General features: G+C 39.9%; 27 protein-coding genes. 7 read left to right on the forward strand and 20 right to left on the reverse strand.

Annotated elements, in window-relative coordinates; genetic code table 11:
- The first annotated feature begins 83 nt into the window (after nucleotides 1–83).
- Complete coding sequence (locus tag GLP24_RS17250) at nucleotides 84–881, forward strand: class II glutamine amidotransferase (protein ID WP_221945181.1); 798 nt, start codon at nucleotides 84–86, stop codon at nucleotides 879–881.
- Nucleotides 882–962: 81 nt separating this feature from the next.
- Here GLP24_RS17250 and purN read toward each other — a convergent pair whose 3' ends face one another.
- Both purN and purM read right to left on the reverse strand, forming a co-directional pair.
- Entirely contained in the window at nucleotides 963–1,604 is a 642-nt protein-coding gene (gene purN / locus GLP24_RS17255) for a phosphoribosylglycinamide formyltransferase (protein WP_232613619.1), read from the reverse strand.
- Nucleotides 1,605–1,608: 4 nt separating this feature from the next.
- Nucleotides 1,609–2,649: a phosphoribosylformylglycinamidine cyclo-ligase gene (gene purM, locus GLP24_RS17260; protein WP_101770116.1), complete on the reverse strand. Its 1,041-nt coding sequence runs from the start codon at nucleotides 2,647–2,649 to the stop codon at nucleotides 1,609–1,611.
- A gap of 201 nt (nucleotides 2,650–2,850) precedes the next feature.
- Between purM and upp the strand changes: the two genes are divergently transcribed.
- Entirely contained in the window at nucleotides 2,851–3,477 is a 627-nt protein-coding gene (upp, locus tag GLP24_RS17265; protein WP_101770117.1) for a uracil phosphoribosyltransferase, read from the forward strand.
- A gap of 95 nt (nucleotides 3,478–3,572) precedes the next feature.
- Here upp and GLP24_RS17270 read toward each other — a convergent pair whose 3' ends face one another.
- A complete protein-coding gene (locus tag GLP24_RS17270) occupies nucleotides 3,573–4,826 on the reverse strand; it encodes a uracil-xanthine permease family protein (RefSeq protein ID WP_101770148.1) in 1,254 nt (417 codons plus the stop codon).
- Nucleotides 4,827–5,101: 275 nt separating this feature from the next.
- Here GLP24_RS17270 and GLP24_RS17275 point away from each other — a divergent pair, with 275 nt between their 5' ends.
- On the forward strand, nucleotides 5,102–6,268 hold the full coding sequence (locus GLP24_RS17275) for a DUF2066 domain-containing protein (RefSeq protein ID WP_232616322.1): 1,167 nt from the start codon (nucleotides 5,102–5,104) through the stop codon (nucleotides 6,266–6,268).
- Between the two features lie 103 nt (nucleotides 6,269–6,371).
- Here GLP24_RS17275 and GLP24_RS17280 read toward each other — a convergent pair whose 3' ends face one another.
- From GLP24_RS17280 to bepA, 4 genes are read right to left on the reverse strand one after another with little or no spacing between them, the layout of a single operon-like run.
- On the reverse strand, nucleotides 6,372–6,794 hold the full coding sequence (locus GLP24_RS17280) for a DUF2069 domain-containing protein (protein WP_232616323.1): 423 nt from the start codon (nucleotides 6,792–6,794) through the stop codon (nucleotides 6,372–6,374).
- Nucleotides 6,795–6,808: 14 nt separating this feature from the next.
- Complete coding sequence (gene wrbA / locus GLP24_RS17285; protein WP_232616325.1) at nucleotides 6,809–7,408, reverse strand: NAD(P)H:quinone oxidoreductase; 600 nt, start codon at nucleotides 7,406–7,408, stop codon at nucleotides 6,809–6,811.
- Entirely contained in the window at nucleotides 7,405–7,761 is a 357-nt protein-coding gene (gene arsC, locus GLP24_RS17290) for an arsenate reductase (glutaredoxin) (RefSeq protein WP_101770121.1), read from the reverse strand. Before arsC ends, wrbA begins: the two co-directional genes overlap by 4 nt.
- 29 nt (nucleotides 7,762–7,790) lie before the next feature.
- Nucleotides 7,791–9,257: a beta-barrel assembly-enhancing protease gene (bepA, locus tag GLP24_RS17295; RefSeq protein WP_232579540.1), complete on the reverse strand. Its 1,467-nt coding sequence runs from the start codon at nucleotides 9,255–9,257 to the stop codon at nucleotides 7,791–7,793.
- A 163-nt stretch (nucleotides 9,258–9,420) separates the two neighbouring features.
- On the opposite strand from bepA, the gene GLP24_RS17300 reads away from it, so the two are divergent.
- Together GLP24_RS17300 and GLP24_RS17305 are read left to right on the forward strand one after the other, a co-directional pair.
- A complete protein-coding gene (locus GLP24_RS17300; protein WP_232579539.1) occupies nucleotides 9,421–9,675 on the forward strand; it encodes a sulfurtransferase TusA family protein in 255 nt (84 codons plus the stop codon).
- Nucleotides 9,676–9,680: 5 nt separating this feature from the next.
- Nucleotides 9,681–10,751: an AI-2E family transporter gene (locus GLP24_RS17305; protein WP_101770123.1), complete on the forward strand. Its 1,071-nt coding sequence runs from the start codon at nucleotides 9,681–9,683 to the stop codon at nucleotides 10,749–10,751.
- A gap of 75 nt (nucleotides 10,752–10,826) precedes the next feature.
- Here the strand turns inward: GLP24_RS17305 and bcp are convergent, their stop codons facing one another.
- Complete coding sequence (bcp, locus tag GLP24_RS17310) at nucleotides 10,827–11,291, reverse strand: thioredoxin-dependent thiol peroxidase (protein ID WP_152654329.1); 465 nt, start codon at nucleotides 11,289–11,291, stop codon at nucleotides 10,827–10,829.
- A 73-nt stretch (nucleotides 11,292–11,364) separates the two neighbouring features.
- Nucleotides 11,365–11,901 (reverse strand): ACT domain-containing protein, encoded by a 537-nt coding sequence (locus GLP24_RS17315; protein ID WP_101770125.1) that lies wholly within the window; start codon nucleotides 11,899–11,901, stop codon nucleotides 11,365–11,367.
- Nucleotides 11,902–12,260: 359 nt separating this feature from the next.
- Between GLP24_RS17315 and dapA the strand changes: the two genes are divergently transcribed.
- On the forward strand, nucleotides 12,261–13,139 hold the full coding sequence (gene dapA / locus GLP24_RS17320) for a 4-hydroxy-tetrahydrodipicolinate synthase (protein WP_101770126.1): 879 nt from the start codon (nucleotides 12,261–12,263) through the stop codon (nucleotides 13,137–13,139).
- Nucleotides 13,140–13,190: 51 nt separating this feature from the next.
- Nucleotides 13,191–14,201 (forward strand): outer membrane protein assembly factor BamC, encoded by a 1,011-nt coding sequence (bamC, locus tag GLP24_RS17325; RefSeq protein ID WP_101770127.1) that lies wholly within the window; start codon nucleotides 13,191–13,193, stop codon nucleotides 14,199–14,201.
- Between the two features lie 83 nt (nucleotides 14,202–14,284).
- Here the strand turns inward: bamC and lipA are convergent, their stop codons facing one another.
- The 11 genes from lipA to GLP24_RS17380 form a co-directional block, all read right to left on the reverse strand.
- On the reverse strand, nucleotides 14,285–15,256 hold the full coding sequence (gene lipA, locus GLP24_RS17330; RefSeq protein WP_045040757.1) for a lipoyl synthase: 972 nt from the start codon (nucleotides 15,254–15,256) through the stop codon (nucleotides 14,285–14,287).
- Nucleotides 15,253–15,903 carry a lipoyl(octanoyl) transferase LipB gene (lipB, locus tag GLP24_RS17335; RefSeq protein WP_101770129.1) on the reverse strand — a complete coding sequence of 217 codons (651 nt, stop codon included), beginning with the start codon at nucleotides 15,901–15,903 and terminating at the stop codon, nucleotides 15,253–15,255. The genes lipA and lipB overlap by 4 nt, the downstream gene beginning before the upstream one ends.
- Before the next feature lie 221 nt (nucleotides 15,904–16,124).
- Nucleotides 16,125–16,406, reverse strand: a complete 282-nt coding sequence (gene ybeD, locus GLP24_RS17340) for a DUF493 family protein YbeD (RefSeq protein ID WP_101770130.1) — start codon at nucleotides 16,404–16,406, stop codon at nucleotides 16,125–16,127.
- A gap of 216 nt (nucleotides 16,407–16,622) precedes the next feature.
- Nucleotides 16,623–17,795: a serine hydrolase gene (locus GLP24_RS17345; protein WP_101770131.1), complete on the reverse strand. Its 1,173-nt coding sequence runs from the start codon at nucleotides 17,793–17,795 to the stop codon at nucleotides 16,623–16,625.
- A 230-nt stretch (nucleotides 17,796–18,025) separates the two neighbouring features.
- On the reverse strand, nucleotides 18,026–18,916 hold the full coding sequence (locus tag GLP24_RS17350; RefSeq protein WP_101770132.1) for a septal ring lytic transglycosylase RlpA family protein: 891 nt from the start codon (nucleotides 18,914–18,916) through the stop codon (nucleotides 18,026–18,028).
- Nucleotides 18,917–18,919: 3 nt separating this feature from the next.
- On the reverse strand, nucleotides 18,920–20,041 hold the full coding sequence (gene rodA, locus GLP24_RS17355) for a rod shape-determining protein RodA (RefSeq protein WP_152654333.1): 1,122 nt from the start codon (nucleotides 20,039–20,041) through the stop codon (nucleotides 18,920–18,922).
- Complete coding sequence (gene mrdA / locus GLP24_RS17360) at nucleotides 20,041–21,996, reverse strand: penicillin-binding protein 2 (RefSeq protein WP_101770134.1); 1,956 nt, start codon at nucleotides 21,994–21,996, stop codon at nucleotides 20,041–20,043. The genes rodA and mrdA overlap by 1 nt, the downstream gene beginning before the upstream one ends.
- Nucleotides 21,997–22,002: 6 nt before the next feature.
- Nucleotides 22,003–22,473: a 23S rRNA (pseudouridine(1915)-N(3))-methyltransferase RlmH gene (gene rlmH / locus GLP24_RS17365; RefSeq protein WP_101770135.1), complete on the reverse strand. Its 471-nt coding sequence runs from the start codon at nucleotides 22,471–22,473 to the stop codon at nucleotides 22,003–22,005.
- 6 nt (nucleotides 22,474–22,479) lie between these two features.
- Complete coding sequence (gene rsfS, locus GLP24_RS17370) at nucleotides 22,480–22,797, reverse strand: ribosome silencing factor (protein ID WP_101770136.1); 318 nt, start codon at nucleotides 22,795–22,797, stop codon at nucleotides 22,480–22,482.
- Nucleotides 22,798–23,019: 222 nt separating this feature from the next.
- Nucleotides 23,020–24,048, reverse strand: coding sequence for a DNA polymerase III subunit delta (gene holA / locus GLP24_RS17375; protein WP_221945164.1), 1,029 nt, complete (start codon nucleotides 24,046–24,048; stop codon nucleotides 23,020–23,022).
- Nucleotides 24,045–24,698 (reverse strand): LPS-assembly lipoprotein LptE, encoded by a 654-nt coding sequence (locus GLP24_RS17380; RefSeq protein ID WP_101770138.1) that lies wholly within the window; start codon nucleotides 24,696–24,698, stop codon nucleotides 24,045–24,047. The genes holA and GLP24_RS17380 overlap by 4 nt, the downstream gene beginning before the upstream one ends.
- Nucleotides 24,699–24,766: the final 68 nt, after the last annotated feature.

Consider the following 24,766-nt stretch of genomic DNA (forward strand, 5'->3'; position numbering starts at 1 on the left):
GATTGGTTATAAATAAATCAAATAATAACAATGATTATTGATCTTTAAATAAGCATGATTCAGCAAAAAGAGCAGAAATAAAAATGTGTGAATTATTAGGCATGAGTGCCAACGTACCAACAGATATTTGTTTTAGCTTTACTGGTTTAATGCAGCGTGGTGGTAATACAGGACCACACCGTGATGGTTGGGGAATTACCTTTTATGAAGGTAAAGGATGTCGAACGTTCAAAGATCCTAATCCAAGCTGTCAATCACGTATTGCCGAGTTGGTGCAACAATATCCAATAAAGAGTCATGCTGTTGTGAGTCATATTCGTCAGGCTAATCGTGGTGGGGTGAGTTTAGAAAATACGCATCCTTTTACGCGTGAGCTATGGGGTAATTATTGGACTTTTGCTCATAATGGTCAACTGACAGGTTATGAGCAATTAGTGACTGGCCGCAATCAAGCGGTGGGTGATACTGACAGTGAAATTGCATTCTGTTGGTTAATGAACCAGTTAGAGATTCGTTTCCCGGTCTTGCCCGCTGATATGACGCCAGTGTTTGGTTATTTTGCGGAGTGTTGTGACACATTACGTCAATTGGGTGTGTATAACATGCTACTGAGTAATGGTGAGTATGTACTAACTTATTGTACTAATAACTTACATTGGATCACTCGTCGAGCTCCGTTTGGTAAAGCATCATTAATTGATGAAGACGTAACAATTGATTTTCAACGTGAAACAACCGCCAATGATGTAGTAACGGTCATTGCTACTCAGCCGTTAACCAATGATGAAAATTGGCAGAAGATGGTAAGTGGTGAATTTCGTGTATTCCATTTTGGTGAAGTGGTTTATGATGCAATTGCAGTAGATGTTAGTACTTGCTAACGGTAGTGCCCGCTATTAGTAACAGATAATAAAAAGGCGATCTCAATGAGGTCGCCTTTTTTAGATAAATAGATTAAGTCATTACTGTGCAGCATAGCCTTGTGGTGGCAGTTTGTTACCATCTAGCACCGCATCACCATTTTGCATTAATAATCGCTGACTCAGTAGCCATTGGATCACTAATGGATAGATATTATGTTCTTGTCGTTGTACTCGTTCAATAACATCATCGACACTGTCTGTTGTGAAAATTGGCACTTTAGCCTGTAAAATAACGGGGCCACCATCTAACTCTTCGGTAACGAAATGGACACTGGTGCCATGTTCTGTGTCTCCCGCATCAATAGCGCGCTGGTGGGTGTTTAATCCCGTATATTTAGGTAACAAGGAAGGATGAATGTTAAGCATTTTCCCTTGATAATGGTTGACGAAATCTGCAGATAAAATCCGCATAAAACCCGCTAACACAATCACATCAGGCTGATAAGCATCAATTCTTTCAATCAGAGCTTGATCATAATCTTGGCGGTTGGCGTAATCAGTTACAGCAATAGAAAGTGTCTCTATGTTGGCAAATTGGGCTCGCTCAAGGCCATAAGCATCGGCTTTATTTGAGATCACAGCAGCAATACGGCTATTTTTGATGATGCCATTGGCACAACTATCAATAATCGCTTGTAAATTAGTGCCATTTCCTGAGATTAAGACAACAATATTATGCATAGCTTTAGTTAATCTCTACTTGCTCTTCACCGACTGCGGCTGTAGCAATTTCACCGAGCAGCCAAGCATTTTCGCCTTCGGCCTGTAAAATTTCAATTGCCAGTGCTGCTTGTGCTGGTGGTAAAGCAATCACTAAACCGACACCACAGTTGAAGGTTCGGTACATTTCATAGGTATCGACATTACCCGCCTGTTGTAACCAGTTAAAAATAGCAGGCCATTGCCAGCTGTTGCCATCAACAACGGCTTTAGTACCTTGTGGTAATACGCGTGGGATATTTTCCCAGAAACCACCACCAGTAATGTGAGAAATGGCATGAATATCACAGTTCTCAATCATTTTTAGCGCTGATTTGACATAAATTCTAGTGGGTGTTAATAAATGTTCAGATAGTTTTTTACCGTCAAGATCTTGATTAAGATCTGCTTGGGAAATTTCTAATATTTTACGAATTAATGAATAACCGTTTGAGTGGGGACCACTTGAACCGACAGCAATAAGTGCATCGCCAGCAGTGACTTTTGAACCATCAATGATGTCAGCTTTTTCTACCACACCAACACAGAACCCCGCGACATCGTAATCTTCGCCATGGTACATGCCCGGCATTTCAGCAGTTTCACCACCGATGAGTGCGCAACCTGATTGAATACACCCTTCACCAATCCCTGCTACAACGCTGGCTGCAGTATCGATATCCAGTTTACCTGTGGCGTAATAGTCTAAGAAAAACAATGGTTCAGCACCTTGTACAATCAGATCATTAACACACATGGCCACCAGATCAATACCAATGGTATCGTGCTGTTTTAGATCTATAGCAAGGCGAAGTTTAGTTCCTACGCCATCAGTTCCTGACACTAAAACGGGTTCTTTATATTTAGTTGGTAATGAACATAAAGCACCAAAACCACCAATCCCCCCCATAACTTCAGGGCGATGAGTGCGTTTAACTACGCCTTTAATACGGTCAACTAACGCATTACCAGCATCAATATCAACACCAGCATCTTTGTAACTAAGAGAAGAGTTTTTGTTGCTCACAGATGATCCCTCAAACGCATTAAAGTAAAAAACCAACATATAATAACAGCAGTTATTATAGTAAGGCAAACGTTTGCGTCAAATTGTGAGTGTGGCTATTTTTTAGCCAATTAAACATTTGATACTATCGGCAATCGATTGGCTTGGTATATAATGCTGCGATTTTTATATTTTTTTATAATTTAGTTCCCAGGAGTCGAGATGAAAGTCGTTGAGGTGAAACACCCGCTGGTTAAACATAAGATTGGTCTTATGCGTGAAGGTGATATTAGCACTAAGCGTTTTCGCGAATTGGCAACCGAGGTTGGTAGCCTATTAACGTATGAAGCGACTTCAGACTTCGAAACAGAAAAATTGATCATTGAAGGTTGGAATGGTCCAGTTGAAGTTGATCAACTAAAGGGTAAAAAAGTGACTGTAGTGCCTATTCTTCGTGCCGGTTTAGGTATGATGGATGGTGTATTAGAGCATATGCCAAGTGCACGTATCAGTGTTGTTGGTATCTACCGTGATGAAGAAACGCTAGAGCCTATTCCGTACTTTAATAAATTAGCGTCGAATATTGATGAGCGTATTGCATTGGTTGTTGATCCAATGCTGGCGACTGGCGGTTCAATGATTGCAACGCTTGATCTATTAAAAGAACATGGCTGTACGCAATTTAAGGTATTGGTACTTGTTGCTGCGCCTGAAGGTATTGCGGCTTTAGAAAAAGCGCACCCAGATGTAGAGCTATACACAGCGGCTATTGATGAAAAGCTAAATGATAAGGGTTACATTATTCCTGGTCTTGGCGATGCGGGCGATAAAATTTTCGGTACTAAATAATTTTAGTATTGATTATCGCTGATATAAAAAACCGGACCAAGAATGTCCGGTTTTTTTTATTTTAATTGGTCGTCTATAAATGACAATTGTTGTAATTATAGATGTTCAGTATCTTCAATTTGTGCATTATCAACCACATTAGTTTCACCTAAATCTTGTGGTAGAATCAGGTTCAATAAAATAGCAACAATACCGCATAGGCTCACACCTTGTAAGCTAAATTCACCGATACCAAATGCCATTCCACCAATACCAAATACTAATGTTACGGCTACAATCACGAGATTGCGGGCTTTATGTAAATCGACTTGATTTATTATCAGAGTATTTAATCCAACCGTTGCAATCGAACCAAATAATAAAATCATTATGCCGCCCATTACTGGTACTGGAATAGTTTGCAGTATTGCGCCTAATTTACCAACAAATGCTAAAACAATTGCAGTAACCGCTGCCCAAGTCATGATGACAGGATTAAATGCTTTGGTCAGCATAACGGCACCTGTGACTTCTGAGTAGGTAGTATTAGGTGGTGCACCAAGAAAAGAGGCGACAATTGTTGCAATGCCATCACCCGCCATTGTACGGTGTAAGCCTGGTTTTTTGAGGTAATCTTTTCCTGTTACATTAGAAATAGCTAAAATATCACCGACATGTTCTACCGCAGGTGCAATTGCTACTGGAATCATAAACAAGACAGCATTGATATTGAATTCAGGCAAGGTGAAATTAGGAACAGCCAGCCAACTTGCTTGTACAACAGGTGTGAAATCAATAACACCAAAACCAAGACTAGTAACGTAACCTGCTGTAATACCGCCGACGATTGGAATTAATTTTAGAATACCTTTAGCAAAAACACTTAAGGTAATAGTGACCGTAAGGGAAATCGCTGAGATCCATAAAGCAGTATCGTGAGCGATTAATTGCACGTCACCGCCGCCAGTTTTACCTACTGCCATATTCACTGCCGCGGGTGCTAATCCTAAACCGATCACCATGATGACTGGACCGACAACAACGGGAGGTAATAAGCGATGAATAAACCCAACACCACGAATCTTGATGATACCGCCCATGATGACATAAACCACGCCCGCCATCATGAGACCCCCCATAGTGCTTGCAACACCCCATGTTTGGATGCCATACATCATAGGAGCAATAAAGGCGAAAGATGAGGCTAGAAAAATGGGTACCGATCGTTTAGTGACGACTTGAAATAAAAGTGTGCCAGCACCTGCGCCAAATAAAGCCACATTAGGATCCAGTCCTGTTAATAACGGAACCAGAACTAATGCGCCAAATGCTACAAATAGCATTTGTGCACCTTGAAGAACCTGCATCATGATATTCATCTCTAAGTAAAAAAAATCGCGCAATCCTATCACGAAAGCAAACGATAACCTAGATTAATAAAAGACGAAAAGTACCTGTAATTGCTCGAATTTAGAACGAATGGCGTTTTGTTTGCATATGAGTGATCTTTGCACTATTAAAAATGTGAGTTATAAAATGATATTGCTGAAATTGTCGAATAATTTTCTCATTCTCTGCGCTATGATACGGCACCAATGATAAAGCCTGTTGTCTGCTTTAATAGGTCCATTTTTTTGAGTTAACCATGAGTCTTACTATGTTGCGATTTGCATTATTATTTTTAGCGGTATTGGTATTGCCGGTACAAGCTGCGACGGTAAATGATCTTTATCGAACCCAAGTTACTTTGATCGGAAGTGACCAACAAGCCGATCAAGCTGCCCGTGAACAGGGATTAGCAAATGTGTTGGTAAAAATATCAGGTAATACTGATATTTTAAATAACGCTACGATTAAAACTGCGATTACTAATAGCGGTCGTTATGTTAGTCAGCTTGGTTATAGTCAAGTTGATGGTCAACGCGCTATTAATTTAAGCTTTGATAAAAACCAAATTAAACAATTATTGATTAAATCAAAAGCGAGTATTTGGAAAGAGCAACGTCCAAATATTTTAGTGTGGATGGTCGATAATGATGGCCAGCAACGTAATATTCTGTGGGATCAGTCAACCAATGCGTTGGTTAACGACACTAAACAAGCCGCTGATAGTCGAGGTTTACCATTAACGTTCCCTGTGGGAGATATAACGGATGAAACGGCTGTAAATGCGTCAGATTTATGGGGTGGTTTTATTGATCCTATTGCTGTGGCAAGTACGCGTTATCATGCGGATGGATTATTATTGGTGAAAGCGCAACAACAGCCAGACGGAAATGTTAGCTTAAATTGGCAGTTTTATCCGCAGCAACCAAGTAAGATTGCAACGGCAGAAGTACAACCGATTACAGGTACAACATCTGGCACATTGGCACAATCATCAAATAAGATGATTAATCAAGTGACGGATTACTTAGCTAATAAATATGCCGTCGTTTTAGGTGGTGTTGCTGGTGGTAAAGTTAATATTGAAGTTGATAATATTCAGTCAACTGAAAACTTTTTTGCTCTAGAAAAAATGCTTAATGGTTTAACGACTGTGAACAGTGCTAATGCCATGAGAATTAAAGGCGATAGTGTTATTTTTCAATTAAATCTTCAAGGTTCTGAGCAGGCATTCCATCAAGAGATTAGCCATGATGATCAAGTGCGTCAAACTCAATCAGCAATAGCTTTTGCTGCTGATCCTGTCGTGTCGACTACCTCTGCAATAATCCCCGTGACAACTGATACTGTCAGTGCTGTACCATCAGTGACTGCTTCAAGTGCATTAACCGTAACGGCACAAAATATTTATTCTTGGAATAGTTAATTACATATTAACAAAGTAATTAGATGACGTTATTTTGAGTAAAATAAACAACCTCAGTATATTCAGTGCTGAGGTTTTTTTTATCACATTTTAGTGCTAACGATTAATCGTTATAGCGCGCATGCTCTTCACGCTCAACTTGTGATAATCGTTTTAATTTAATCCCTAGTTCTTTAGCCCGCAAACGCGCAAAAAGAATGTTACTAATAAAACATACACTAACGATAATCAACTCGATGGCAGCTAATCCTTGTTCACCATCATTGAGGACGATAAGCGTGACGGCATGCAGAACATAAAACATTAGAATAAAATTTGCCCATGCATGGGTATAAGGTTTTGCAGCAAATATTCCGGGTAAGGGTAATAATAAGGGGATGACCCATAACGCGGTGATGATGAATGCGGATAATTGAGGATGAGACGATAGTTGTAATTGCCATAGGCTAATGAAAATAATCAAACTGCAATAATTGATCAATGCAGATTGACGAGCAAAATGTGTTAGTCGTTGCATTTTGGGCATGAAGACTCCTTTTTCTAGCCACTTAATTTACATGCTATGGTTGCTAAACGCCGTCCAATGGCTTGAGCAAGTGCTATTTCATCTGGGTGTAATTGTTTATTTGTACCGTTATTAATATGCGATGCGCCATAAGGTGTGCCGCCATGGTGCGTTGTATGTAACAACGGTTCAGAATAGGGAATCCCCACAATTAACATTCCATGATGTAATAGCGGTAACATCATTGATTGTAGCGTAGTTTCTTGACCGCCGTGTAATGATGACGATGAGGTAAACACGCAGGCAGGTTTTCCTATTAATGTACCGGATAACCATTCGGCACTAGTACTGTCTAGAAAGTGTTTGAGTGGGGCTGCCATATTGCCAAACCTAACAGGACTTCCCATCGCCATTGCTGAACATTGCTTGAGATCATCATGAGTGACAATGGGATCAGTACTTGTTTCTATCCGTGTCGATATTACTGATGTCGTCGGTGTTGTATGAATGTCTGCTACCGTTCTTAGTATCGCTTCACAGCCATCGACTTGTTCGATGCCACGGCCAATATGACGTGCTAATTGGCGCGTATTACCATGAAGACTGTAATAGAGCACTAAGATTTTAGTCATTATAAAATACTCAAAACATGCTCAGGTGGACGTCCCATTGCGGCTTTATCGTTGTCACTGTTAACCACAATTGGTCGTTCAAGTAATTTAGGGCACGATATGATTGCTTCAAATAAAGCGTGATCCGTTAGTGTTTCCGCATCGAGTTGTTGTTCTTTATATTGTTGTTCTTTAGTTCGCATCATCTCACGTACATTGCTATAACCGAGTTGACGGTAAAGTTGTTGTAGTTGTTCAATAGCGGGAGGGGTGTCTAAATAATGAATGACGGTTGGCGTAATACCATGCTCTGTCAGTAAAGCTAATGTTTCACGACTTTTTGAACAACGCGGATTGTGATAAATCGAAATAGTCATTGTTAATTCCTTATCAATAAAAAGAGCCACTAAAAAGAAGAACGTAAAGCTTCAAATTTGGCTTGTTGAAGGCGAAGTTGATCCAATCGTGCATCATAGCGCGCTTGATCGAGTGAACCTAGTTTTGCGCGTTGCGCCGCTTGCGTGTAGTTACTGATTGCCAGCCCCCATTGTGCCCGTAATGCGGCTAATTCACCCATTGCTGCGAGCTCACCATCACGTTTATTTTGTTTGGCATAATTTTGCGCTAATAATGCCCAGCCATTAATATCATTAGGTTGCTGATAACTATAACGGGTCAGTATGTTAATACTTTGCTGGTAACGTTTAGCTTCTAATAAAGCATTGGCTAAATTAAGTTGTAACACGCTACTCTCTGGTTGATATTGTAATGCGTTTTTTAAACGAGTGATCGCTTTATCATATTGTTTTTGATATAAATTTAAGTCTGTTTCCGCGTCGATGTAAAATAAATTATTAGGTTCAGCTGTAAGTAATGGCAACAATAATTGTTGAGCTTTAGCATACTGACCTTTATCGATATAGACCAAGCTCTTACCATAATTAAGTTCTTTATGTTGGTTGGCTGGTGCTTTTTTGAGTTCAGTATTAAACCAGTTTAAGGCTGATGTTTGGCTAAAACCGACATAGCGTGCCACCATACGTGATTTCGCCAACAGATAGTGTTCAGATGGTGGCAATCTAACGACTGAATAATTATTCGCACGTAAACGACTGTCTGTAATGCGTGATTCTGGTAATGGGTGACTAAGTAACATTGGGGGTAATTTAGTGGTATAGCGGTATTGTTCGGCTAAACGTTCAAAAAAATGTGGCATTGCTTGTGGATTAAAACCTGCCTTGGCGAGGGTAGATATACCGATGCGATCTGCTTCTTTTTCATTACTACGGGTATGGTTTAACATACCTTGTATTGATATCGCTGTTGTTGCGTGTAATGCTGCTATCCCCGCTTCAGGTGCTGCAATTACTAATAATAAAGAGCCTAGCATCGCTGCCATTGTCGCTGGGTTTTTCTTTGCTTGATCTTCTAAAGTACGAGCAAGATGGCGTTGAGTGACATGAGCAATTTCATGTGCGATAACTGACGCGAGTTCACTTTCCGTTTTAGCATGTAAAAATAATCCTGAATGGACTCCAATATTACCGCCAAATAAGGCAAATGCGTTGATCTCATAATTCTTAATCAAGAAAAAATCAAACGGCGTTTTAACACCATCAGCATTAGCAACTAATTTATGCCCAAGATCTTGGATATATTCTGATAATACGGGATCATTAATAATGGGACGACTGGCGCGCATTATTCGCATGTACATCTCACCATATTCAATTTCTTTATCAATAGTCAGCGTTGATGCTGCTGTCGTACCAATGTCAGGTAATGAAGAGGCGTTATTCGCTATAGCCGGCAAGCTAGTACTTAACAAGGCTGACAGTAAGATATAGGTTGGTGCTTTAGCAAATTGGAACATATAAATAATACAACCACCATGTCGATTAATAGGGGAAAACGGGGCAATTATCGATAACCTTCTGCATTGTTACGACAGCGAATTTTAGCTTAGGTTCGCTATTGTGATATTTCGCTTTGTGGTTATCTCGCTTATTCCTTGCGGTTAAGGTTACAATACGATAATGGATAATCACTGTCACGCAATTGGAATGGAAATCCTAACACTTGATCTCATGGCTCACCGTTGTCCATTAGCATTATTGATAGTAAAGCGAAAATGTCGCGATTTATTGTCGATCCAGAAACTTGAAATTAAGGTTTTAGCCGACGGCACTAAAATGGATATTATTCGTTATTTGAAAAACAATGGATTTATTCTTGATATACAGGCTGAAAATACCTATCAGCTGGTTATTTTTGTGAAAAAAGGACTGTAATTCTCATGCTGCATATGTTTAAAAGTTGGTATCAGCGCCGATTCTCTGACCCTCATGCTGTGAGTTTAATGATCATTTTAGCGGGGGCTTTTTTAACCTTATATTTCTTTGGTGGGTTAATCACACCATTGCTGGTTGCGATTGTGCTGGCGTATTTGCTTGAATCTCCCGTAGCACGTTTTACCCATTGGGGTCTGCCTCGTACATTTTCTGTTGCTATCGTGCTGATTATTTTTGCAGGGCTAATGGTGTTAGCTTTGTTTGGCTTAGTACCGACGATTTGGCATCAAATTACCAATTTAAGTGCTGATGTGCCGAAAATGTTTAATGATTTGCAGGTTTATGTCTCAAGTTTACCTGAACGTTATCCTGATTTTGTACAACCGCTTCAAGTGACTGTATTAACCGATACCTTACGTGAGAAAGTATTGACAGTAGGCGGTAGTGTAGTCAAAGGTTCATTATCATCATTAGTGAGTTTGGCGACACTCGGAGTCTATTTGATTTTAGTGCCATTATTGATTTTCTTTTTATTGAAAGATAAAGATATTATTTTACGTTCATTTATTGATGTTTTACCTAGTAATCGTCGTTTAGCGACTAAAGTAAGTGCTGAGATGAATCAACAAATCTCTAATTATATTCGCGGTAAAGTGATCGAGATCTTCATTGTTGGTATCGCGAGTTATATTGTTTTTGTTGTGATGGGACTTCAGTATGCTGCGCTACTTGGAGTATTAGTCGGTTTATCCGTACTAATTCCTTATATCGGTGCAGCAGCGGTGACAGTACCGGTTGCGATGGTCGGATTATTCCAATGGGGTTGGACACCTGAGTTTTGGTGGTTGTTAGCCGCTTACGGCATTGTACAAGCATTAGATGGCAATGTTTTAGTTCCCGTTCTGTTCTCTGAAGCGGTTAACTTACATCCCGTGGCAATTATTGTTGCGGTATTAGTGTTTGGCGGTTTATGGGGGTTCTGGGGCGTATTCTTTGCGATCCCATTAGCAACTTTAGTCAAAGCTGTGTGGGGCGCATTAGTGATGAAAGATAATACGCCTCCTGTTAGTTATTAACGTTATTAAGTAGTGTAAATACTAAAAAAAACCACAACGACTGATAACAGCCTTTGTGGTTTTTTTGTGATTAGATTACTGATTAAGGTAATCTAATACGACTTGATGATGATCTTTGGTTTTGAATTTATCAAACACGTGTTCAATCTTGCCATGCTCATCAATTAAGAAACTGATGCGGTGCAAACCATCATAAATTTTGCCCATGAATTTTTTCTCTCCCCACACGCCAAATTGATCAGCTACTGCATGATCTTCATCAGATAACAGGGTGAAGTTAAGATTATCGCGTTCAATAAATTTAGGTAAACGCTTAACAGGATCAATACTGATACCTAAAACAACCACGTTAAGGGCTTCTAGTTCAGCTTTACTGTCGCGTAAACCACACGCTTGAACGGTACAACCTGGGGTCATTGCTTTGGGGTAAAAATAAGCCAGTACTTTCTTACCTTTAAAATCACTTAAGCTGACGGGTTGGTCGTCTTGGTTGAGTAACGTAAAAGTGGGAGCGAGCATTCCTGCTGTTAGTGTATTCATGCAGCTGTCCTTTTAATAAGTCATAAACGTTAATATAACATGCGCTGTTATGGTGTGTTTTATGGGTAATTAATTAATGGTGCCCAATAAAATTGACAGTACCGTGAGCGTTTAGTTGGCTACAAAGCGTTTCATATTCTTGTTGTAAGCTCACTAAATTACAGTCTTCGGGTAAATTGGTACTGATTTGAAGCACTAATTGATTGTCGATATCAGTATGACCATTTTCAATGGTGTTGGCACTCAAGGTTGAGATGTCAATTTTTCGGCTAGCCATGAAATGGGTGAAATGTTTAATCAGCCCTGGGCTATCTTTTGCTTCAATATGAAAATCCGCCGTATATGGAAAGAAGCGAGCAATATGTTTATTGGTGCGTTTCATCACCGTGATTAAATCATGCTCTTGGCCTTTTAGTGGCAACGTTGATTCAATTCTTGAGATAGCATTGCTATTGCCAGAGAGCAACATAATTAGCGTGAATTCAGAGCCAAAAAGAGCGATTCGACTATCAACGATGTTACAGCCACTGTGCGCGACAAGATGGGTGATCTCATCAGTGATACCTGGTCGGTCAGTACCTACTGCGGTTATTACAAGGTAATGTTCCATATTTAGCGCCATTTTTTCGTGATCATTATTAGCATGTTAGCACAGACTGATTCTTCAAAAGAGCGCAAATCATCATCAATAATCACAAATTTTTTTATTATAATTGTGTAGTTAACAAGAATAATGACTCATCAAAACGTATTTTTAGTGTTAGAAACGTTAGACACAACCGACAAGCTTAAAATGAATACGATAAAGCGCGTCAGTTAATGGTTTTCAGTCACCCTTTGCTTGAGTTTATAGTCGTGCAAAAGTACCATGACTTACAAACTAGCTATATACCGTAACCATTTTTATTGATTGGTTGTTAATGTTATTAGTTTAGAATCGTTACGATATATAAAACAGGGGAGACGGATATGTTTTCAGGAAGCATGGTAGCACTACTAACGCCATTTGGTCCTTCAGGTGAAGTTGATTATATCGGCCTAAAAAAGCTGGTTGATCACCATATTGCAGCAGGTACTACGGCTATTATTGCTGTTGGAACAACCGGTGAATCGACAACATTAACGGTTGATGAGCACATTAAAGTTGTTTTAAAAACGTTAGAATATGTTGATGGACGTATTCCAGTTATTGCAGGTACGGGGGCAAATGCAACCCATGAAGCGGTAACGATCACTAAACTGTTTTCTGGTACTGGAATTGCAGCCTGTCTAAGTGTGACGCCATACTATAATAAACCAACTCAAGAAGGTTTATATCAACATTATAAAGCGATTGCTGAAGCGACTGATATACCACAAATATTATACAATGTACCCGGTCGTACTGCGGTTGACTTACTACCAGAAACAGTGGCGCGATTAGCAAAACTTGATAATATTATTGGTATTAAAGATGCCACGGGTGATATTACTCGCGTTAAAAAAACACGGGAACTTTGTGGCGCAGATTTTATCCAACTAAGCGGTGATGATGCAACGGCGGTTGATTTTGTTGCTGAAGGTGGTCATGGTGTTATTTCTGTTACTGCCAATATTGCAGCAGCAGCAATGGCGACAATGTTTAACCTTGCGTTAGAGGGGAACATTGACGCGGCTCAAGAGATCAACCAACGCTTAATGCCATTACATACCAAACTGTTTGTTGAAGCGAATCCTATTCCCGTTAAATGGGCCGCTTACCAAATGGGATTAATTGAACACGATAACTTACGACTTCCGCTTACTGTTTTAAGCGAATCACAGCAGCCTATTGTTAAACAAGCACTTGTTGATGCTAACGTATTATAATACGTAGTTATTTATTAGTCGTTGTAACAATCTAGGAGCGCAGGAGCATAAATGAATTATAAATACCGGCTAGCATTAGCTGCCGTCGTAGTGACAACTATCACCGCATGTTCTGGTGGTACAGACAGTCGTCGACAGGCCGCGCAAGATTTTAATTATCTTAATACGCCATCACTTGAAAGTTGGACGTTGCCGGCAGGTGCTCAACCTTTTAGTAATACAAACTATGCTATTCCGCAACGTGTGTATCAAGGTGAAGTAGGTACTAAGGTTGATATTCGTCCACCATTACAGGTGTTAGAGTTGATCCCTGGCGTAACCTCTGCGATTGATCAGCAAGGTGTAACGCTGTTTATGCCATCGTCAAATGGCCTTATGAAGATCTGGCGTGTAACACAACAGCTAATTACGGATAATAAAGTCGGTATTGTAAAACAAAGTGCTGATCGTATTGATACTGATTGGGTTTCTTGGACCAATGATGACGAAGACACTAAGATCAGTACTCGTTATACGATTGCAAAATCACCTAATATTAATAGCTACCGTATTACGTTAACTGATTGGCGTGAAAACGGAGAAGTTAAACCGGTTAGTGCTGATAATAAGCGTCGTTACAGTATTTTAATGACCAATTTAGTGATGTCGAAGTACGATAATATGGCTCGTGAGCAAGCGCGTTTAGCGGCTGCTGAGCAATTGAAAAATATTCCAGTGGTAATGGGTACGGATCGTAGTGGTCTACCGATTATTATTGCACGTGCACCATATGATGATATGTGGGAACGTTTACCGATAATGTTACAAAAATTAGGCTTTACCGTTGAAGATCGTAATCGTTCACAAGGTTTAATTGAAGTTAAATACCGTCAGCCTGATGATGCATTTTGGACTCAGTTAGGTACGAAACCAATGAATTTAACCAATGATAAATATCGTATTTTGGTTGGTGATTTAGGTAATCGTACTTCATTGAACATTACTGATAATGAAGGTAAACCAGTAACAGTTTCTGTATTAGATTCTATTGCTCCGGTATTTGGCGCTGCTTTTGCTAAATAATTAACCTGTTATCTCGGTTATTAAAAAACCGCTTTAGTTGATCACTAAAGCGGTTTTTTTATTGAAACTAACTAACGAATTAATTATTTAATTTCAACACCTTGGGCTTGTAAGTCGGCATGGTAAGACGAGCGGACAAATGGACCACAAGCGGCATGAGTAAAACCAAGATCTAATGCGATTTGCTTTAGTTCATCAAACTCTTCAGGCGGTACGTAACGTTCAACCGGTAAGTGATGACGACTTGGTGCAAGGTATTGACCAAGAGTTAGCATGGTAACGCCATGAGCGCGTAAATCTGTCAGTACCTGAATGATCTCTTCTTTTGTTTCACCCAGTCCCATCATGACGCCTGATTTTGTTGGTACTGTTGGATGAATTTCTTTAAATTTCTTTAATAGATCCAACGACCATTGGTAGTTCGCTCCAGGACGTGCCTTACGGTATAAGCGTGGGGCAGTTTCTAGATTATGGTTAAAGACATCTGGCGCTGTATCGTGAAAAATTTCTAGTGCACGATCCATGCGACCACGGAAATCTGGCACTAAGGTTTCAATATGAATTTGTGGGCTTTTTTCACGAATCGCATTAATACAATCAACAAAGTGCTGCGCACCACCATCACGAAGATCATCACGATCGACTGAGGTTACAACCACATAACGTAATTTCATATCTGCAATTGTTTGTGCTAAATGGCTTGGCTCTTCTGCATTGGGTGGTAATGGACGACCATGGGCAACATCACAAAATGGACAACGACGAGTACAAATAGCACCTAAAATCATAAAGGTAGCAGTACCGTGATTAAAACACTCTGCTAAATTCGGACATGATGCTTCTTCACAAACAGAATGAAGGTTGTTTTTGCGTAGGGCTGATTTTATTTCTTGAATGCGTTTACTGTCTGATGGCAGTTTTATTCTCATCCATGAAGGCTTACGTAGCACTTCTTTGGGTGCTTCTTCTTGGGCAACATTACGTACCGGAATTAATGCCATCTTATCTGCATCACGGTATTTAACGCCTTGTTCAATTTTAATTGGTTTGCTCATAGTTGATTGCTTTCCGTCATCCACTCGACCTGTGAGTAGTCGAGTAATTTTGTTAATTCTTCAATGAGTACCGGCTGAACTTCCATCAGTTCACTCGGGCCATTTAATGACGCGGTTTGCGTCATTTCCATTCCAGCATAGCCACAAGGGTTAATACGTTGGAACGGGGCCAAATCCATATTTATATTAAGTGCCAGACCATGAAAAGAGCAGCCGCGTCTGATCCGTAATCCTAATGAACATATCTTGCGATTGTCGACATAGACACCAGGTGCATCAGGGCGAGCATTAGATGTAATCCCAAATTGAGATAGCGTATTAATAATTGTGTTTTCGATGTGGCTGACTAGGTCACGAACACTGATTTTTTTTCTGCGTAAGTTAATCAATATATAAGCAACTTGCTGACCTGGACCATGATATGTCACCTGACCACCACGATCACTTTGAACGACTGGAATATCACCTGTGTTGAGCAGATGTTCTACCTTTCCAGCTTGACCTTGAGTAAAGACTGGGTGGTGTTCAACCAACCATACTTCATCAACTGAGTTATCAGTGCGGTCATTGGTGAATTGATGCATAGCATCAAAGGTAGTTTGATAATCACAACGGCCAAGATTTCTAATAATAAGAGATTTTTGCAAATTTGTGCCTATTTATTGATATAACGCAAAGCGTCATTTTATGACTGTGAACCAAGTCATTATACCTAAACTATCCAAAGATGCATGATTAACCCGTAATTCAGTGCTTATTAATAGTTTGCAGGGGGATATCGAAGGGGTAAAAGAAAGTAAAAGAAAAGAAAGATGAGGGGATAAAGAGAAAAATGGCGACCCAGAAGTGGTCGCCATAGAGTTTACTGCTATAGCACAACACGCACGATATCGATCGCACCAAGTTCTTTATACAGTGTTTCGATTTGTTCAACATTAGTTGCATTTACAGTAACAGAAACTGCGGTATAAGTTCCTTTACTGCTTGGCTTAGATGTTGGAACGTAATCGCCAGGGATCGTTTTTTGGATAACTTCAACAATACGATCTGCTAATTCTGGTTTATTTTCACCCATGACTTTGAAAGCAAAGCTACAAGGAAATTCCAATAGGTCTTTTAGTTTTGGTTGTTCTTGCTCTTGTTCTTGCATATAGAACTCCAGAGTTGCGTTTATTCAAATTTAGGCCGTGTTATGGATCACAAAACACGAAGTATATTGGCATCTTAATGCGTCATTAGTTGGAACACAAGAACACAATTGAAGAGAGAGTACGAGGTTATTGCAAAATAGGTATGCAAGCTTGAGAAGCAAAAAAAAGCCGCCATCGGCAGCTTCTTTATGAGTGTTTTTGGTCGTGATTACGGCTTAAAACCAGCTTTGTACTAACATCATTACATAATCAACCAAGCGACTAAAGAAGTTACCTTGCTGTACTTCAGTGAGTGCAACTAAAGGATATTGAGCAATATCAGTATCACCTAAGCGGTAATAAAGCGTACCCATTACTTCACCTTTTTTAATTGGCGCTTTAAGTTCTTTCGTTAGTACGAAGCTTGCTTTTAAATCTTTAGCTTGGCTACGAGGGAGCGTAACGTAAGTATTTTCATTTACACCTAGATTTACTTTATCAGTAGCACCCATCCAGACTTTTTCAGTCACAAATGTTTGATCTTTTTTATAAGGCGTTAATGTTGTAAAAAAACGGAAACCATAAGTGAGTAGTTTTTTGCTTTCAGCAAGGCGAGCATGTTTACTCGCGGTACCCATAACGACGGAAATTAGACGCATATCGCCTTCCGTTGCGGTGCTGACTAAACTATAACCGGCATTGTTAGTATGGCCTGTCTTTAGACCATCAACATGCATGCTTTGATCCCACAATAAACCATTACGGTTATATTGGGTAATGCCGTTATATGTGAATGATTTTTCATCGTAGATCTTAAATTCATTCGGAAGATCATGGATAAGCGCACGCGCAAGAACAGAAAGATCATAAGGGGTCGTGTATAAATTGGGATTATCTAAACCATGGACATTGGTGAAATGGGTTGATTTCAGACCTAGATTTTTTGCCCAACCATTCATTAATTCAACAAACGCTTGTTGTGATCCCGCAACGTGTTCAGCCATTGCCACACAAGCATCATTACCTGAATCAATAATGATGCCACGGTTAAGGTCTGATACTTTAACGGTTTTACCCACTTCTAAGAACATCTTTGATGAACCTGGAAAGTTTTTAGCCCATGCTTTTTTACTGATAACGACATTATCATTAGGAGAGATATTGCCATTTTTAATTTCTTGACCAATAACATAACTGGTCATCATTTTTGTTAGGCTCGCAGGCGCTAGTTTTTCATTTTGATTGTGACCAGCAATGATTTTGCCTGAGTTGTAGTCAATAAGAACATAACCTTTAGCCGCAATTTGTGGAGCTTCAGGTACTACTGCTGGTGATGCAGCAACAGTAGCTGAAGCCAGCAGAGTGGCGGAGATGGCTACAGAACGGAAAAGCACAGCTGTTTTCTTCATGATATATCTAACTTTAATTAATCTGTGGCTAAAAAGTGGGCTTACTATAACAGATAACATATTGGCAATCAGTGCTAGAACAGAAGTTTCCATCGTTCAGACATTAGGAGATTAAGATTAGCTTCGTGGTCATTGTTATGGGCACACGCTATAAAAAACCTATAGTTTTATGATTTCAATGAAAAAACTATAGGCTGTAAGTATGATTATGAAATAACGAGAAGGTTTAGTTATCGTTTTTCCGTGATCATAAATGCTTGTGGATAATGTTTATTTTTTATTTGAGCGAGCAATAAATCAGCATCTTTGTGATCTAAAAATGGACCTAAGCGAATACGGAAAATAGTCCGATCAGTGATTTTTTCAATATCAACACTGGTGCTGTAACGTTTTTTTGCTTCGCGCTGCATTTGATCCGCTTTTTGCTGACTATTAACCGCCGCTAATTGGATAAAATATTGGATTGGAATTGGTGCTTTCTTTATTTCAGCTTTCGTTGATGGTTTCGGTACGGTTAATACTTCAATTTTCACAGGAGCAGTACCATAGCTTATTACGCCCAATTTAGACGCTGCAGCCATGCTTAAATCAATAATACGGCCATCATGAAATGGACCACGATCATTAACGCGAACAATGATTGATTTATGATTGAGTGTATTTGTAACCCGTACAAAACTTGGTAATGGTAAGGTCTTATGTGCCGCTGTCATCGCGAACATATTATACACTTCACCATTGGCTGTTTTATGGCCATGAAATTTTTCGCCATACCATGATGCAAACCCTGTTTCGGTATAACCTTTGGGATTTTTAATAATATGGTAGCGTTTACCGCGTAGGGTATAGTCTTTATTTCCACCACGGCTATAAGCTTCGTAGTGGGGAGTAATTAATTTTACTTTTGAAAAATTAGGGATGACATTGGGTGCGCGATCATCTTTAAGAGAATAACGTCCTGCATTAGGATCATCAGTGTTGGGTTTGGTGACTTTAACGATTTTAACCACTTTAACTGGTTTAACCGTTGTATCTGGTTTTGTTTGTGGCTGTTGGGTTTGTTCAGGCGAAGAACTACACCCAGCAAGAATTAGGAAAAAAACTACAAATAGTGAACGCATTTATTAGGTCGCCTTCGACAACATTTTTCTATGAGTGTGAATGGACATTAGAATACCAAAACCAGCCATAAGAGTAACCATTGAGGTTCCGCCATAACTGACTAAGGGGAGGGGAACACCTACAACAGGTAATAATCCACTCACCATTCCGATATTAACAAAAATATAAACAAAAAAACTGAGCACGATACTGCCTGCCATCATACGCCCAAATGCTGTTTGAGCTCTGCTCGCAAGTAATAATCCTCGTCCAAGCACAAATAGATACATTGCTAATAAACCAATAACACCCGCTAATCCCCATTCTTCGGCTATCACCGCAAAAATGAAGTCAGTATTACGTTCAGGAACAAATTCTAATTGTGATTGAGTACCATGAAGCCAGCCTTTCCCAGTGATCCCTCCTGAACCAATGGCAATTTTTGATTGGATGATATGGTATCCCGCACCTAATGGGTCAGACTCTGGATTAAACAAGGTCATCACTCGAGTGCGTTGATAGTCATGCATCAGGAAGAACCATAACACAGGAATAAAGGCTGCGAGTAATACCAATGCACCAATTATCACTCGCCAGCTAATTCCTGACAGAAACAGAACAAATATCCCTGATGCGGCTATCAAAATCGAGGTGCCGAGGTCAGGTTGCTTGGCAATTAAAATCGTTGGCGTGAAAATTAACACTAATGCCACGAAGATATTGATAAATGTTGGCGGTAAAGGGCGGTTACCAATAAACCGTGCCACCATTAATGGTACTGCAAGTTTGATTAATTCTGAGGGTTGAAAGCGAATAAAACCGAGATTAAGCCACCGTTGCGCGCCTTTAGAAACTTCACCGAATGCAAGTACACTAACGAGTAGTAATAATCCGATTCCAAATAAATAGGGTGCCCATGCTTCATAGTGGCGTGGGGCAATTTGTGCGAGTAAAAACATGACCCCAAGTGATAACACCATTCGCATTGCTTGTCGTTCCATCATTGGCATACTTTGGCCGCTGGCACTGTACATTATCACCAATGAAAAACTCATAATGGCTAATAAACCGAGTAATAATGGAACATCAATATGTAAGCGATCACTTATACTTGGTTTTTCGCCAGTTGTTGCCATGATGCTCATTAACGTACTTCCGCAGTAGTTTTTGCAGGTGTTACCAATTGTGGAGGCAACTCAGTAATTGGTTTAATTAGCATATGGTCAAATATTTTTCGTGCTATAGGACCACCATTACTTGAACCACCGCCAGCATTTTCTAATACCATCGCGACCACAACTTGTGGTTTATCAAACGGTGCAAATGCAGTAAATAGGGCATGGTCACGTAAATGCTCTTCTAATTCATCGGCATTATATTTTTGATTTTCAGCTAAACCAAAGACTTGAGCTGAACCTGATTTACCACCCGCTTGATAGGGGGTGTTATAAAACGCTTTACGTGCTGTGCCACGGTTACCGTAAAGTACGCGGTGCATACCTTCACGTGCGATTTCCCATGTTTTTTGATCGACGCCAGTGATTGGTGAAAAATCTTTGAATTCAGCAGGTGCTTCTACATTGCCATCAATAATATTTTTAAGTAGGTGTGGACGATGTACAACGCCACTATTAACCAGTACGGAGGTTGCTTTCGCCATTTGTAATGGAGTTGCAGTCCAATAACCTTGGCCTATACCTACAGGAATAGTATCCCCTTGATACCATGGGCGCTTATGACGGGTTTGTTTCCATTCACGGGTGGGCATATTTGCTTTACTTTCTTCGTGAATATCAACGCCGGTATATTCGCCATAACCAAATTTATTCATCCAAGTTGAAAGACGATCAATACCCAAATCGTAGGCAACCTGATAGAAATAAGTATCGACTGATTCTTCAATCGCTTTATAAATATTGACTCGACCATGACCCCAACGCAGCCAGTCACGGAATTTACGACTGGTAGTATTCGGTATTTGCCACCAACCGGGATCATTACGGGTTGTATTAGGTGTGATCACCCCTTCCGTTAATGCAGCAACGGCAATAAAAGGTTTAACGGTTGATGCTGGTGGATAAATACCGAGCGTGACACGATTGACTAGAGGACGATCTGGATTATTCAATAAGGCATTATATTTCTTACTTGAGATCCCACGAACGAACAGATTAGCATCATAACTTGGGCTAGATACCATGGCTAAAATAGCATTATCTTTAGGATCTAATACCACGATAGAACCACGTTTATGTTTAATGATCTCTTTGCCTGTAACAGGATCAACAGTATGTTCAGTTAATAAGTTTTGAACATATTGTTGTAGTTTAATATCAATATTGATCTTGATATCTTTGCCTGGAATCGGGGGAATATATTTTAGGGTGCGGATCACGCGTCCACGGCTATTGACTTCAACTTCTTGGTAACCAGAAGTGCCGTGTAAGAGTTCTTCGTAATAACGTTCAACGCCCAATTTTCCCATATCACGCGTAGCTTTGTAATTACTTAGCTTTCCGGCTTTATCGAGTTTTTTAAGGTCACGATCGTTAATTTTAGCCACATAACCTAAAACGTGAGTTAAGGCATCCCCGTAAGGATAATAACGTTTTAGGTGGGCTTTAACTTCAACGCCAGGTAGGCGATGTTGATTGACCGAAAATAGGGCAACTTGTTTTTCGTTGAGGTGCTCAAGAATAGGGACTGATTTAAAACGACGTGTACGACGGCGTTCTTTTTGGAAATTAGTAATGTCTTCATCAGTAATGCCCATGATCTGTTTAAGATCGGCAAAAGTCTGATCGAGCTCAGAAACTTTTTCTAAGGTGATTTCAAGGCTGTAGATAGGCCTGTTTTCAGCTAATATCATCCCGTTACGGTCATAAATTAAGCCGCGATTAGGGGAGACTGGGACAATTTTAATGCGATTATCATTAGAGCGGGTTTGATAGTCCTGATGTTGTTCAACCTGAATATGGAACAGATTAAACAGCAGCAGGCCTACAAGTATTGCGATACCAATAAATGAGACAAGAGCTCGACGAAAAAACAGTGCCGACTCAGCGCGATGATCGCGGATCTGGGTTCGCTTTTGCCTCATTTATTATTATTCCCTGTGGTACGGATGGTTAGCCGTGACACTCCATGCCCGGTATAAGCTTTCTGCCATAACCACGCGCACCAATGGGTGTGGTAAAGTCAATGGTGATAATGACCAGCTTTGTTCTGCCGCTGCTTTACATGCAGGAGAAAGTCCTTCAGGTCCGCCGATCAAAATTGATACATCGCGTCCGTCTAGTTTCCATGCATCCAATTGTTGTGCCAATTGTCCTGTATCCCAGCGTTTACCTGGAATATCAAGGGTAACAATACGGTTTCCTTTAGCAACAGCGGCTAACATAGCCTCGCCTTCTTTTTGAAGAATGCGAGGAATATCAGCATTTTTGCCACGTTTTCCCGCTGAAATTTCAATTAATTCCAGTGGCATATCTTTTGGGAAGCGACGGCTATATTCTTTATAACCGTCCTCAACCCATTTTGGCATTTTAGTACCAACAGCAATCAGTTGAAGCCTCATGGTCAATTAGCTCCAAAGCTTCTCCAGTTGGTATAGCTCACGAGCGTTTTCTTGCATAATATGTAGCATAACATTGCCCATATCAACAATAACCCATAGGCCTTCTTTATCGCTACTGATGCGTAGAGGTGGGTAATCAACTAATTTTGTTTCTTTTTCTACGTGATCGGCAATAGAAGCCACATGACGGTTAGATGTACCAGTACAGATAACCATTAGATCAGTGATGCTTGATTTGCCGCGGACATCAATTGTTACGATATCTTGTGCTTTAATGTCGTCAATTTTATCAACAATGAAATCGTGTAGTTCTTGAAGCTGCAAAGGGATTCCCTCACTTGAGTGTTAGTATAGTAGTGGCCGATTGACGCTATAACTAGCATCGATAATGTCAAATAGACATACTGACCATGAATTGTGCCGCAGTATACCATGCTCTTATCAGACAGCGATAAGCGGACAAGGTTCCGACGGTATTTTTTCGCATGTTTGTTTAGTGATTTTGTTCAAATAGGTAAAAAGTCGCGATTTTGACCTGTATTAAGATTAATTTAATGGCTGTAAATGAGTTGATATGCCACACATTTCAGCACATAAGCAACTCAAGTCTGACCATGGTTGAGTGTCATAGTCGGTTTTTACCTGAATTTCTAGTAATGTTAGCTGGCGGATAATGGTAACTAAGGCCATAAGCGGTAGTCGATGCAAAGCCCCAATGTACATTTCACGACGATTTTGCCATATCCTAAATTGTTCAAAAATGAGATTTAAAGGTGTGCCTTTATTTCCCATTTCTTGCATTTTATACAATTGAGCTAACTCACGTTGCAACGTTCGTAATAAAATTGTTGCTTCTACACCTTCCGCCTGTAATTGACGCAATATGCGTTGGCTACGTTTAGCTTGTCCGGCTAACAGTGCATCAATTAATTGAAATGGGGTGTAGTGATTATGGCGACTCAATGCTTCTTGTAACCGAATGGTGGTTAAAATACCATCAGAATACAATAATACTAATTTATGTAAGCTTTGTGATAATGCCAGTAAATTACCTTCATGCCATTGGGCTAACATTTGTATTGATTCATGATCCGGTTTTAAACCTAAGATCTGACAACGGCCTTGAATAAAACGCGGCATTTGACGTGGATCTGGGGTATTACACGGTACATATAACCCAATATTATCGAGTGCTTTAAACCATTTAGTACTTTCCTGTTTTTTATTAATTCTAGGTCCAGTTAAGAGTAATAAAATATCAGGATTTAGTGCGTCAATAACCTCTAGTAATGCTTTTGCTTGATTGGCATTTAGGCCTGTTTCTGCTATTTCGAGCTCAATAATTTGTTGGGCTGAAAATAAGCTCATGGCATTGCAGCAATCTAACACCGCATTCCAATCAATACTATTATCGATAGTAAAGCTATGGCGTTCAAGAAAACCTTGTTGTTGGGCGATATGTTTAATGTTATCGCCCGCTTCTTGTTTTAATAATAGCTCATTACCAAACAGTAAATAAGCCTGACGCAGGCCTTTTGTCAGCTGCTGCGTCAGTTGTTCTGGGTAGGCTCTCATTGTGCGTTGTGATCTTGTTTTTTATGTATAACTGCAGGTGTTGTGGTGATGGTCGTTGTACTGCCATCTTTAATCGATACTTTTTGGTTATGTAAAATCTGGTTTAATTCAGCGTTGAGTTTGTCTTCTTCCATCTTATTAAACACTGTGGTCAGACGCGCCAGTTTACGCATGATTTGTTGTGCGGCTTGTTCACGCATCACATTCACTAATTCGTCACGTTCTACTGATTTAGCCAGTGCTGAAAGTGGGTTATCCAAGAAAGTACGCGTAACTTTAGTACTAAACTGTTCAATACCTTGATTAGGAATCGTCACCGTGTAGTTAACCGTTAAGGTTAAATCATATTCTGCTTTACCGTTATTTTGATATAGCGATAACGTACTGTCGCCAGTTGATTCACTGGTGATATTAAGGTTCGGTATGGTTGCTGCTGGTTTTACTTCTTCAATACCATGCAGTTTAAATTGGTATTTTACCATACGGGTTAATTGACCGTAGGGGTCAAAACTGGTTAACGATAGCTTAGCAATCCCTTCCGGTAGCATGTAGTTACCACGAAGATGAAAGCCGCAAGAAGCTGTTGTAAGCGCGAGAAGAGTAATGATAAGTAGTCGAGTTAGGCTGTTGGCCGAGAAAAAACTTTTCACGAAAGTCAGCTCCTTGATAGAAAAGAAGGTGCGCTGGGCGCAAAATTAAATATGACCGTAATTATAAA

It is taken from the genome of Photobacterium carnosum (assembly GCF_021236965.1).
Lineage (GTDB): Bacteria > Pseudomonadota > Gammaproteobacteria > Enterobacterales > Vibrionaceae > Photobacterium > Photobacterium carnosum.